Source organism: Alteromonas oceanisediminis (genome assembly GCF_018474025.1).
Classification (GTDB): Bacteria; Pseudomonadota; Gammaproteobacteria; order Enterobacterales; family Alteromonadaceae; genus Alteromonas_E; species Alteromonas_E oceanisediminis.
In genome coordinates this window covers 1-12018 of record NZ_JAHCTA010000016.1, presented here as the reverse complement: position 1 = coordinate 12018, position 12018 = coordinate 1, and the positions used below count along the sequence as shown (strand labels likewise).

The 12018-nt window shown below is 48.8% G+C and carries 10 protein-coding genes; 7 read left to right on the top strand and 3 right to left on the bottom strand.

What is annotated here, in order from left to right:
* Positions 1–270 precede the first annotated feature (270 nt).
* Complete coding sequence (locus KIU71_RS17605) at positions 271–1323, top strand: DUF2157 domain-containing protein (protein WP_214132627.1); 1053 nt, start codon at positions 271–273, stop codon at positions 1321–1323.
* Positions 1324–1380: 57 nt separating this feature from the next.
* Positions 1381–1860, top strand: a complete 480-nt coding sequence (locus KIU71_RS17600) for an acyl-CoA thioesterase (protein WP_214132626.1) — start codon at positions 1381–1383, stop codon at positions 1858–1860.
* Between the two features lie 33 nt (positions 1861–1893).
* Here the strand turns inward: KIU71_RS17600 and KIU71_RS17595 are convergent, their stop codons facing one another.
* Positions 1894–2664: an SDR family NAD(P)-dependent oxidoreductase gene (locus KIU71_RS17595; protein ID WP_214132625.1), complete on the bottom strand. Its 771-nt coding sequence runs from the start codon at positions 2662–2664 to the stop codon at positions 1894–1896.
* The gene (locus tag KIU71_RS17590) at positions 2661–3584 is read right to left on the bottom strand and encodes a haloalkane dehalogenase (protein ID WP_214132624.1); all 924 of its coding nucleotides are present in this window, start codon (positions 3582–3584) and stop codon (positions 2661–2663) included. Before KIU71_RS17590 ends, KIU71_RS17595 begins: the two co-directional genes overlap by 4 nt.
* A gap of 1051 nt (positions 3585–4635) precedes the next feature.
* On the opposite strand from KIU71_RS17590, the gene KIU71_RS17585 reads away from it, so the two are divergent.
* From KIU71_RS17585 to KIU71_RS17570, 4 genes are read left to right on the top strand one after another with little or no spacing between them, the layout of a single operon-like run.
* Entirely contained in the window at positions 4636–6738 is a 2103-nt protein-coding gene (locus KIU71_RS17585) for a 3-hydroxyacyl-CoA dehydrogenase NAD-binding domain-containing protein (RefSeq protein ID WP_214132623.1), read from the top strand.
* A gap of 18 nt (positions 6739–6756) precedes the next feature.
* On the top strand, positions 6757–7938 hold the full coding sequence (locus KIU71_RS17580; protein ID WP_214132622.1) for an acetyl-CoA C-acyltransferase: 1182 nt from the start codon (positions 6757–6759) through the stop codon (positions 7936–7938).
* Between the two features lie 20 nt (positions 7939–7958).
* Positions 7959–9758 (top strand): acyl-CoA dehydrogenase C-terminal domain-containing protein, encoded by a 1800-nt coding sequence (locus KIU71_RS17575; protein WP_214132621.1) that lies wholly within the window; start codon positions 7959–7961, stop codon positions 9756–9758.
* Positions 9733–10689, top strand: coding sequence for an alpha/beta fold hydrolase (locus tag KIU71_RS17570; RefSeq protein WP_214132620.1), 957 nt, complete (start codon positions 9733–9735; stop codon positions 10687–10689). The genes KIU71_RS17575 and KIU71_RS17570 overlap by 26 nt, the downstream gene beginning before the upstream one ends.
* On the opposite strand, the gene KIU71_RS17565 is transcribed toward KIU71_RS17570, so the two are convergent.
* The gene (locus KIU71_RS17565) at positions 10664–10993 is read right to left on the bottom strand and encodes a hypothetical protein (RefSeq protein WP_214132619.1); all 330 of its coding nucleotides are present in this window, start codon (positions 10991–10993) and stop codon (positions 10664–10666) included. The genes KIU71_RS17570 and KIU71_RS17565 overlap by 26 nt on opposite strands.
* A gap of 249 nt (positions 10994–11242) precedes the next feature.
* Between KIU71_RS17565 and KIU71_RS17560 the strand changes: the two genes are divergently transcribed.
* Complete coding sequence (locus tag KIU71_RS17560) at positions 11243–11887, top strand: OmpA family protein (RefSeq protein ID WP_390881950.1); 645 nt, start codon at positions 11243–11245, stop codon at positions 11885–11887.
* Positions 11888–12018: the final 131 nt, after the last annotated feature.

Sequence of the window (12018 nt, the reverse complement as noted above, 5' to 3'; positions counted from 1 at the left end):
AGACAAAAGAAGCGGCGGCGATAGCGATAGAAGTTTTAACTATTTTCAACATGGTTAAATTCCTCGGTTTGTTAAGTAGTTTGTGTTGACGGATTTTATTAAAGCCGAGGTGAGAGCATAAAAAAATCTGCAAGGCGATACATGGGTATTTCAAATGATACCTGAAATGGCGCTAGCGGAGTCTGTAGCAAGGCGCTACTCTAATGCCATTAATTTTACATTTTGAAGTCTAGCTGCGGTAGTGGCGACTATTTGGGTGAAATACGCAACATGAAAATATTGACTCCCCAACGACTCTCTAACGCCGTGACCGACGGCGTGATATCTGAGGAAACCGCGCGACGATTGGAGGCTTATTTCGAGACGACATCCACCAACCCGTCATCTGCAAAGCCACGTTTTGATTTTACTCATACCTTGTATTATTTGGGTGGCATGATTGCGATTGGCGCGATGACGTTATTTATGAATCTGGGGTGGGAACAGTTCGGTGGCTGGGCAATTGTGGCGTTGTCGGTAGTGTATGGCGGTGCTGCTTTAGCGCTGGCATCGGTGATGCAACGCCGTGATTTACCGATACCGGCGGCACTCTGTGTGACCTTTACGGTTGCACTAACCCCTCTGTGTGTATACGGCTTGCAGACTGCGCTGGGCATATGGCCTGACGAAACGCCGTATCAATCGTATCATCGTGTGATTGAATGGCACTGGTTGTACATGGAATTGGCAACGTTGGCGGTGGGCGCAGTGGCGTTATGGCGATATCGATATCCCTTGTTAATGCTGCCGGTTGCAGTGACGCTGTGGTATTTGTCTATGGATGTTGCGCTGTATATCGCCGGTGAGCAGCCAGAATTTGAGCTGCGTACGTCCGTCTCTTTATATGTGGGTTTAGTCATAACGTTAATCGGGCTGTGGATTGACTTGCGTACCCGCGACGACTCAGACTACAGCTTCTGGTTGTACGTATTTGGTTTACTGGCTTTCTGGGGCGGGTTGACTGCGCAGGACAGTGATAGCGAATGGAGTAAGCTTGTCTATTGCGGCATTAACCTCGTGTTGATTTTCATTGGTGTGGCGCTGGTACGGCGAGTTTTCGTATTGTTTGGCGCTGTGGGTGTGACTCTTTATTTAGGGCATCTGTCGTTTGAGTTGTTTCAAGATAGCTGGTTATTTCCCATCGCACTTAGCGGCATTGGCCTGATGATTGTTTGGCTGGGTATTTTTTGGCAACGTAATCAAGTGAAGCATCAGCAGCGCATTCTGAATGCGTTGCCATCGGCATTACGCAACAGGCTGATGACTCGCCAGCGTATTTCCTGACAAAGTGTTGTTTTCTTTCTATACTCGACACACAAGTTTAAGAATTATAAGCAATTAATGACAACAAACAGTCAAACTGAATTTCGATTTCTGGCCGAACCGACGGATGTCAATTTTGGCGGTAAAGTGCATGGCGGTATGGTTATGAAGTGGATCGATCAAGCGTCATACGCATGCGCCGCGCAGTGGAGTAAACGCTATTGCGTGACGGTTTCCGCAAACGCGATCCGTTTTATTCGCCCGATCCTGGTTGGCCAAATGGTCACTATCAGTGCTCGAATTGTGCATACTGGTAAAACCAGCATGCATATATATGTGGTTGTAAGAGCGAGCGATCCGAAAGAAGACGCCATTGAAATTACCAATCGGTGTTTTATTACCTTTATGGCCATTGACGAGTCAGGTCATCCGGTTGCTGTGCCCCGCTATGAGCCCACCAATCCAGAAGATAAGCAGTTGGAAAAAGTGGCCATCAGTGGCAAAGATTTTGCCAAACAATTGGATAAAGATTTTGAAGAAAAACTAGGCTGGAAATGACCAGCCTTTTTTCTGGCTTTGATTAAATCGGATTTACCACGCGGTAACACCGCCATCCACGGCAATGGTTTGCCCATTCATGTACGAGTTTCCAGGTGACAATAATAACACCATGGTATTCACCATCTCCTGCGGATCGCCCAAGCGCTTCATGGGGGAGCCCATGGCTAGTTTGGCTCTGGCCTCATCGGTATTGTAACCATCAACGTTTAAAATATTGGTGGGGCTGAAGAACGGACAAATCGCATTGACGCGAATATTCTTACGCCCGTATTCAACTGCCGCGGTTTTCGTGAGTCCTGCGACCGCGTGCTTAGCGGCAACATAGGCTCCAGCTTTGGGAGCACCGCCCAGGCCCGCTAGCGAGCTTACATTGAGAATGTGACCGTGGCCCTGAGATAACATGGCGGGCAATTGATATTTCATGCCGAACAATACGCCTTTCACGTTAACGTCCATTTGTCGGTCAAACACGCTTTCGCTGATTTGATGAATGGCGGCGGGATCGTGCGCAATGCCTGCGTTATTCACGGCGCTGTCAATGCGGGAGAATTTGTTCACAGCCGCATCTACCAAGGCTTTACAGTCGGCTTCGCTGGCAACATCGTTGCGTAGTGACACTACGCGCGAAGCATCAATGCTCAAACTATCAACAGTGGCCTGCAGTCCTTCTTCATCGATATCACCTAATGCGAGATTAGCGCCGCGCATGGCCAGTGCCTGGGCTAAGAGTCGGCCGAAGCCGCTGGCTGCGCCAGTGATCAAGACGGTATGTTGGGTAAAGTCGAGTAACGTATCGCTCATTGCGCACCTCGTAGTGGGTTTGATGTTAAAAATGACATTATCACGTCAGCAAATGCAGGGCCTTGATCTTCTTGGAGAAAATGCCCGCCCTGTTTTATGGTGGTATGGGGTTGACCTTGGCAGCCGGGGATCAGTTTGCGCATGATGGCATCACCACCCGCCGTCACTGGATCTGAGTCGGAAAATGCACAGAGAAACGGTTTATCAAATGATTGTAGTCCCTGCCATGCTTTTCGGTTTGCCGGAGACGCTGGGTCGTCGGGAGTTACTGGCACGAGTGCTGGGAATTCGCGAGCCCCGGCTTTGTAACTTTCATCGGGATAGGGCGCATCGTACGCGGCATAAATTTGTTCGGTTAGAGGAAGAACGGTTGCGCCTTTAATGATGCCAGCCGCGGGAAAAACGGGAACTTCTTGTGAGAACGCTTTCCATTTGTAAAAAGCATCTGGGGGCTGATGATCACCAGTGGGTAGCATGGTATTGGCCGCAACCACGCGGGCGAAGCGCTGAGGTTGTTCACCTACCATGCGTAAGCCCAGTAGTCCCCCCCAATCCTGGCACACCAGAGTGATGTTTTGCAGTTTGAGCTGATCAAGTAGTTGGTTGAGCCAATCTATGTGGCGCTGGTAGGTGTAGTCTTTACGTTGTGTTGGTTTGTCTGATTTTCCGAAGCCTATGAGATCGGGCACGATAACGCGGTATCCTGCATCTGCAATGGGTTTTATCATTTTTCTGTATAAGAAACTCCAACTCGGTTCGCCATGTTGCATCCATACAATTTCACCGTCTTTGGGCCCTTCGTCGAGGTAGTGCATTCGTAACGTGCCGCCTTCAAAATCGTCTACTGTGACGTAATGTGGCGTGAAGTCATAATCAGGGAGATTTTCGAAGCGCTCATCGGGCGTTCTTAGGGCTTTCATGGTTTTTCCTCATCAACTGTGTTTGTTCTGTTCGTCTTTATCGGTTGTTTCTGGCTTCCACTGGTGAGACCCCCCCTGCTGAAACACGCCGTGAATCCATCCATGGAGGCTCGATATTATTCGTCCCTGAAAAATACGGTCTCATTGAGTTCAATCGTCACCGGCTACGCTTAAACGTTTTATCATTTTTCTAGGTTGTTTCTCGCTTCCGCTGGTGAGAAACACCCCTGCTGAAACACGCCGTGAACCCATCCATGGGGGCTCGATATTTTTCATCCCTGAAAAACACGGTTTCCTCAGGGTTATTCCTCACCAGCTGCGCTTAAATGTTTTATCATTTTTCTAGGTTGTTTCTCGCTTCCGCTGGTGAGAAACAACCCTGCTGAAACACGCCGTGAACCCATCCATGGGGGCTCGATATTTTTCATCCCTGAAAAACACGGTTTCCTCAGGGTTATTCCTCACCAGCTGCGCTTAAATGTTTTATCATTTTTCTAGGTTGTTTCTCGCTTCCGCTGGTGAGAAACAACCCTGCTGAAACACGCCGTGAACCCATCCATGGGGGCTCGATATTTTTCATCCCTGAAAAACACGGTTTCCTCAGGGTTATTCCTCACCAGCTGCGCTTAAATGTTTTATCATTTTTCTAGGTTGTTTCTCGCTTCCGCTGGTGAGAAACAACCCTGCTGAAACACGCCGTGAACCCATCCATGGGGGCTCGATATTTTTCATCCCTGAAAAATACGGTTTCCTCAGGGGTATTCCTCACCAGCTGCGCTAATCTTGCTCAGCTGTTTAGGTTATTTCTCACCAGCTACGCTTAACTTTTGTATCGCTTTATCACAACGGTTTCTCACAAAAACAGAAGAAGTGCGTGACGTCAATTGTTTTAAAAATGAGCATTCGACCGCGCTGCTCGGTGGGTTGCGAGGGTAAACGGTTTGTTAATAATATTGATTTGAGTTATTTAGAATTATAAAACCAATAAACTTCACTGATTGTGGAACAGGTCATACCATGCTGCGATGTTTGATTTCAGTATAGGTCAATTATGAATTCAGAAAATCCAGTTCACTATTCGTCAAGTCATTCGATTGCTACGCTTACGATGCATAATGCGCCTGTTAATGCGTTGTCAAAACCAGTCCGTCTGGGCTTGGTTGAGGGGGTTAGTCGAGCCCTCGCTGATGATGACGTCAATGCAATTGTGATTACGTCAAACATTGGCTTCTTTAGTGGCGGTGCTGATATTAGCGAGTTTGCTGGTGGCGATATGGACCCGATGTTACCGGAAGTGTTGGACGTGATTGAGCAATCAACGAAACCGGTCGTTGCGGTACTTCCTGGGCCAGCTTTCGGTGGCGGGCTTGAACTTGCACTGGCGTGTCATTACCGTATCACGCATGTTGGCAATAAGGTTGGCCTCCCCGAAGTTAACTTGGGGATACTGCCGGGCGCTGGTGGTACGCAACGCTTACCTCGACTTGTCCCAGTCCCTCAGGCGCTTGAGATGATTGTGTCTGGAAAACCGCAAAAAGCGGGTAGTTTGCCGACCGTTTTTGATGTTTTGGTTGACGCACCTGAAGCCTTAGAGGCTGCTACTTTAAAGTTCATTAATGAGTTATCTGCTTCAAAACCGCTCCCTCGCACGTGTGATTTGTCGGTCGATACTTCGGCGTTTTCTGATGATATTTTTGAGCAGTTTGCGAAGAGTATTGCCAAACCGGCGCGCGGCTTTTTTGCGCCGTACAAGTGTATTGAGGCGGTAAAGGCATCTACACAGTTGTCTTTTTCTGATGGTCTTCAAAAAGAAGCTGAGTTGTTTATGGAGTGCATGAATACTCCTCAGGCGCGGGCTCAGCAGCATTTCTTTTTTGCTGAACGTGCGGCTGGGCGGGTGAAAGACTTCGATAAGCAAACACCGACTCGTGAGATCAAACAGGTGGCGGTGATCGGCGCAGGTACTATGGGTGGCGGCATTGCGATGAATTTTGCAAATGCGGGTATCCCGGTAGTGATGCTGGAACTCAAGCAAGAAGCATTGGATAAAGGGTTGGCACTGATCCGAAAAAATTACGAGCAGAGTGCTAAAAAAGGCAAGCTCAGTGCTGACGATGTGGAAACCCGCATGGCACTGCTTACAGGTACTACGTCATATAAAGATTTGTCATCTGCGGATTTAGTGATTGAAGCCGTGTTTGAAAAGATGGAAGTCAAACAAACGGTATTTAAAGCACTGGATGAGGTCTGCAAGCCGGGCGCTATTCTGGCCACCAATACATCAACATTGGATGTGAATGAGATCGCGCAAGCAACGACGCGGCCAGAAGATGTGATTGGGCTGCACTTTTTCTCTCCGGCGAATGTGATGAAGCTGTTGGAAGTCGTCAAGGCGGATAAAACCTCACCTGATGTGATCAAAACCTGTATGCAGATGGCGAAAACGATCCGTAAAGTTGCTGTATTAGTCGGGGTATGTTTTGGCTTCGTGGGCAACCGAATGATTGAGGCGTATGGCCGTGAGGCTAATCGGTTGATGCTTGAAGGCGCGAAACCTGAGCAGATTGATAAAGTGATTTACGATTTCGGGTTGCCAATGGGGCCGTTTACGATGGCCGATATGGCGGGTTTGGATATCGGATACTTTGTGCGCCAGTCACGCCAAGAACACATCGAACATGACCCCAGCTATTGCGTGGTTGCGGATAAGTTAGTTGAAGACGGGCGCGTGGGGTTAAAGGCAGGCAAGGGCATTTATCTTTATGACGCGGGTAGTCGAACCCCAGTACCCGATCCTGATGTCGTCGCTCTGGCGCAACAAGAGGCTGAGCGACTTGGCATACAGCAACGTGACATCAGTGACGAAGAGATTGTAGAGCGTTGTATTTACCCATTGATCAACGAAGGCGCTTTGATTTTGGAAGAGGGGATCGCGGCAAAAGCGAGTGATATCGATGTAATTTATGTATACGGCTACGGTTTCCCAGTGTATCGCGGTGGCCCGATGAAATACGCTGATGAAATTGGTTTGGACACGGTTTTAAAGGCAATGCAGAAATATCACGATACCTTGGGCGATTACGGCAAAGCGTGGTTTAAGCCAGCACCACTTTTAAAGTCGCTTGCTGAACGAGGCAAGACGTTTAACGATTAACGAATTGAGGAAATTGACATGCATCAGGCAGTTATTGTATCTACCGCGAGAACCGCTATTGGCCGGGCTTACAAGGGCGCACTAAATGACTTGGAAGCGCCATCGTTAGGGGGGCATGCCATTGCTGCTGCTGTCGAGCGTGCAGGTATCGAAGGCGACCGCGTTGACGATGTGATCATGGGAAGTGCGTTAACGCAGGGTTCGGGTTCAATGAATATTGGGCGTTTAGCCGGCTTAGCCGGTGGCTTGCCGGTGACCGTCTCTGGTATGACGCTGGATCGCCAGTGCAGTTCCGGTATGTATGCTATCGCTACCGCTGCAAAGACCATCATGACGGGCGAGGCCGATATTTTGGTCGCAGGTGGGCTTGATTCGATTTCATTAGTGCAAAACAAGCACATGAACACGTATCGCATGACTGACCCAGCGTTGATCGCTAAACACAAAGACATCTACATGCCGATGTTACAGACGGCAGAGGTGGTGGCGAAGCGTTACAACATCTCGCGAGACGCTCAGGATGAATACGGATACCAGAGCCAGATGCGCACAGCGGCTGCACAGGAAGCCGGTAAATTCGATGATGAAATTGTGCCAATCACAACAGACAAAGTGGTGGTTGATAAAGCCACCGGTGACGTTAGTAAGCACGAGGTGACCCTGAGTCAAGATGAAGGCAATCGACCCGAAACGACACTGCAAGGACTACAAGGACTTAATCCAGTGATTGACGGAGGCTGCATCACTGCCGGCAATGCCAGTCAGTTGTCTGATGGTGCGAGCGCCAGTGTATTGATGCGCAGCGATGTTGCTGAAAAGTTGGGCCTCTCGCCTTTAGGTGTGTACCGCGGCATCGCAGTAGCAGGCTGCGAGCCAGATGAGATGGGAATTGGGCCCATCTATGCCGTTCCCAAATTGTTAAAACAACACGGTCTTACGGTGGATGATATTGGCCTATGGGAGCTGAATGAAGCGTTCGCAGTGCAAGTATTATACTGCCGCGATAAGTTGGGTATTCCAGATGATAAATTGAATGTAAACGGCGGTGCTGTTTCGATTGGTCATCCCTACGGAATGAGTGGAGCGCGCATGGTGGGTCATGCGCTTATCGAAGGCAAGCGTCGCGGCGTGAAGTACGTAGTATGCACCATGTGTATCGGCGGTGGCATGGGCGCTGCTGGCTTATTTGAAGTACTGTAATTAAAGGTTGAGTAAAGATTATGCAAAATTTTAAAGCCCCGCAGCGAGACACACTTTTCACGCTGTATGAGCTATTTGGATTTGACAAACACTATGCGGATTTAGGCTTTGATGAAGTGAGCCACGATTTGGTGACCGCAATTTTCAGCGAGGCAGCAAAGTTTGCCGAAAATACACTCGCGCCAATCAATGCCATTGGTGACCAAGAAGGCTGCGTGTGGAACGAAGGAGAAGTCACTACGCCAACAGGATTTAAAGAAGCATATCATCAATATGTGGAAGGTGGGTGGCCGTCAATGGCACAGCCTGAAGAATTTGGTGGTCAGGGGTTACCTTATTCACTGGCGACCTCAATGGCTGAATGGTTTTCTGGTGCGAACCATTCCTGGGCAATGTATCCAGGCCTGAGCCAGGGGTGCATGGAAACGCTTAAGGCACATGGCACGCAAGCACAGAAAGATATGTTTTTGCACAAACTGGTTGAAGGCAGTTGGACCGGCACGATGTGTCTTACAGAATCTCACTGCGGCTCTGACCTTGGCATGCTGAAATGCAAAGCTGAGCCAAATGAGGATGGTACCTATTCGCTCACTGGAACAAAGATTTTCATTTCCGCGGGTGAGCACGATATGTCAGATAATATTGTGCATATCGTTTTGGCCCGACTCCCTGACGCGCCAGCCGGTACCAAGGGGATATCACTCTTTATTGTGCCGAAATTCAACGTGACTGAAAACGGTGAACTAGGCGACCGCAATGCGGTAACGTGCGGCTCCATTGAGCATAAAATGGGCATCAAAGGGAGCGCGACTTGCGTGATTAACTTTGATGGCGCCAAGGGGCACCTGATAGGCCAGCCCAATCGTGGCTTAAATTGCATGTTTACGTTTATGAATATTGCGCGCATTGGCACCGGCATGGAAGGGTTGTCGGCTATTGAGGCATCGTTTCAGGGCGCGTTGGCCTACGCAAAAGATCGCTTGCAGTTTCGCTCACTGACTGGGCGTAAGAATAACAATGGCCCAGCTGATCCCATTATCGTTCATCCGGACGTGCGTCGTATGCTGCTGACCCAAAAAGCGCTGCGAGAGGGTAATCGCGCCTTAGCAATCTATTGCATGCAAATGGTTGATATTACGCTGTATGGTAAGGATGAAGCGAAGAAGCAAGAGTCTGAATCTAAATTAGCGCTGTTAACCCCCATTGTTAAAGCTTTTCTAACGGAAACGGCGCAAGAAGCGACCAGTTACGGCATGCAAGTCTATGGTGGGCATGGCTATATTGCGGAATGGGGCATGGAACAATTAGCGCGAGATACGCGTATATGCACTATGTACGAGGGAACCACCGGTATTCAGGCGATCGACTTGTTGGGACGTAAGATAGCTGGAAGCCAAGGCCAGTTATTACAGGGCTTTGCGCAGGAAATCCGCACCTATTGTGAGCAATTGCGCGCCAAATCTCAGTTTAATGCCTGGGCGAACGCGGTCGAGAGCCATCTTGACGAGTGGACGCAATTAACACGGGATATCATGAAAGCAGCGGCAAACAATCCGGATGAATTAGGCGCGGCGGCTGTCGACTATCTGATGTACTCAGGCTACGTCACTGTTGCGTATTTCTGGTTACGTATGGCAGTAACTGCGCAAGAAAAACTGGATGCGGGCACTTCAGATAAGGCGTTTTATGACGCTAAGCTGCAAACAGCACAGTTTTATTTTGACCGTATACTCACTCGCACACGTTCATTGGTTTCAGCTATTAATTCAGGCTCGGACAATTTAATGAGCATGGATGAAGAGTTGTTTTATCAAGGGTGACTCTGACGCTATCCAGTCGGCGTACGCCCTTGTCAGTGGATTGCGGCTGCATTATCTAGCGGTGCAGTCGCCTGCCGCTGTTGCAGTCGAACCTATGACCCTTGTTTTTCTGCATGGTTTTCCTGAACATGCCGGTGTGTGGCAGGCGCAGCTTGGTTATTTTAGCTCGAAATATCGCGCTATTGCGCTCGATCTACCCGGCTACAACTTGAGTGAAGGACCCAATGACCTCACAGGGTACGCGGTGCCTAATCTGGTAGAGGTAGTTGCTGAATTTCTGCGCGTAGTCAGCCATGGCGAGAAAGTGGTATTAATTGCACATGATTGGGGGGGCGCGTTAGCGTGGCCGCTAGCGAGCCGTTACCCTGAACTATTATCACATTTGGTTATTCTCAACGCTGCACATCCATCCACGTTTACCCGTGAAATGCTTCATAATAAGCGGCAGCGGTCGATGAGTGATTACATTCATGATTTTCTACACCCAGACGCGGAAACTCAGTTGTGCAACAATCAATTCGAACATCTCAAGCAACACTCGATCCATCATATTGCCGTTGATCTATCGGCTGAGGACGTTGAGCATTACATGACTGCATGGTCAAGACCAAACGCTGTCACCAATATGCTGAATTATTATCGGGCTATGCCGCAGTTATTTGCGCGTGAGGGGGCACAAACACAGGCCGATCAGCATCAGCAACCTGCGATGAAAATACCTGATATTCGCATTAGCGTACCGACTCTGGTGTTGTGGGGAGAGCAAGATCAGGCTTTTGATAGCGGTGTATTAACCGGGCTTGGTCACTATATTGATGATTACACAGAAGTGAGGTTTGCGGATGCAACCCACTGGTTGCATCACGAGATACCGGATGAGATCAGTCGACACATCGCAGAATTTATTACCAGCCCGCCCGAACCGCACTGAAGCCGTTTTTCGGCAATTTCTTCACTAACAGACTGCCTGACTGAATTGCGCTGTTTAGCAATGTCGAGCGTGCTGCGCTATTGTCGGCACAACGTGATTGACGCTGTTCGGTCGCGGTAATGTGTGCGGCCGTAGAGACTAAACGTGTTTTTTTGCGCAGTTGGTTAGCCGTTTCGGTTTGCGATGTCATTTCAGCCACGCCACAGGATAGTCGCATCTGCGTATTTTGTTTGGCTTGGACGCTAAACGATAGCGTAGCCATGGTAGCTGCACAGGCTAAATAGATCATAATCGATTTCATCATATTACTTTCCTTCATGCTGCTGAGCGGTTGCCCACAAAATAAACGAATTTTGATTTAATCATGTTCACCTTTTAATTAAAGGGGCAATCCCATACGCCCGTATTAAAAATCATACCTTATGACGGCGTACCGGGCTGGCATCACACTTGCAGCTGGGCATGTGAAACTGACATATTTTGTGAAATCAAAATTTTAAGAAAAATGAATACGCCGTGGATTTTTCACGTTGATGTAGTCATAGGAGAAATTATGCAAAACCGTCTGAAGAAAAGTGTGAAGTTGTCGATCGTTGCAGTGGGTGTTTCTGCCGTTATGGCGTGTGCAACACAACCGAATAATACCCAGAAAGGCGCAGCAATAGGCGCTGTTGCAGGCGCTCTGCTCGGTAAAGGAACCGGCGATCACGACAAAAGCCGGTATGCGTGGGGCGCGGTTGTGGGCGCCATCGCCGGTGGCGCCATTGGCAACTACATGGACAAGCAGGAAGAAGCGATGCGCTCGGAGCTTGCCAACAGTGGGGTTGATATTGTTAGAGACGGCGATAAATTGAAATTGATTATGCCTGGCGATATTACCTTTGCGACCAATAGTGCTGCAGTGGACCCATCGTTTAACCCTATCCTTCAAGATGTGTCAAAAGTTCTCAATGAGTATGAAAAAACCACATTAATCATAACAGGGCACACGGATGACACCGGCGCTGAACAATACAATCAGGCCTTATCTGAACGTCGCGCTCTGTCGGTTAAAGTTCAATTGACCAACAATGGTGTAAACAGTACGCGGATCAGTACGGTAGGTATGGGCGAATATCAGCCCAAGGTAGCTAACACTGACGCCAATTCGCGCCAACAAAACAGACGCGTTGAATTAGAAATTATTCCACTACGCTAGAAAGGTGAAGGGCTCCCTAATAGGGAGCCCTTCGAGTTAGCAGATCACTCTGCTGACCATGTTGAAACATGGAGTAACGTAATTTAGATGCGGTCAGTGATGACGGCAGCAATCGGGTTGTCGGCTAAGCC

Bases quoted from the DNA above. Each gene is read 5' to 3' on its own strand.
- KIU71_RS17585 (WP_214132623.1), top strand. From the start codon at position 4,636: ATGAATTCAGAAAATCCAGTTCACTATTCGTCAAGTCATTCGATTGCT.
- KIU71_RS17560 (WP_390881950.1), top strand. From the start codon at position 11,243: ATGCAAAACCGTCTGAAGAAAAGTGTGAAGTTGTCGATCGTTGCAGTG.
- KIU71_RS17580 (WP_214132622.1), top strand. From the start codon at position 6,757: ATGCATCAGGCAGTTATTGTATCTACCGCGAGAACCGCTATTGGCCGG.
- KIU71_RS17590 (WP_214132624.1), bottom strand. From the start codon at position 3,584: ATGAAAGCCCTAAGAACGCCCGATGAGCGCTTCGAAAATCTCCCTGAT.
- KIU71_RS17575 (WP_214132621.1), top strand. From the start codon at position 7,959: ATGCAAAATTTTAAAGCCCCGCAGCGAGACACACTTTTCACGCTGTAT.
- KIU71_RS17565 (WP_214132619.1), bottom strand. From the start codon at position 10,993: ATGATGAAATCGATTATGATCTATTTAGCCTGTGCAGCTACCATGGCT.
- KIU71_RS17605 (WP_214132627.1), top strand. From the start codon at position 271: ATGAAAATATTGACTCCCCAACGACTCTCTAACGCCGTGACCGACGGC.
- KIU71_RS17600 (WP_214132626.1), top strand. From the start codon at position 1,381: ATGACAACAAACAGTCAAACTGAATTTCGATTTCTGGCCGAACCGACG.
- KIU71_RS17570 (WP_214132620.1), top strand. From the start codon at position 9,733: ATGAAGAGTTGTTTTATCAAGGGTGACTCTGACGCTATCCAGTCGGCG.
- KIU71_RS17595 (WP_214132625.1), bottom strand. From the start codon at position 2,664: ATGAGCGATACGTTACTCGACTTTACCCAACATACCGTCTTGATCACT.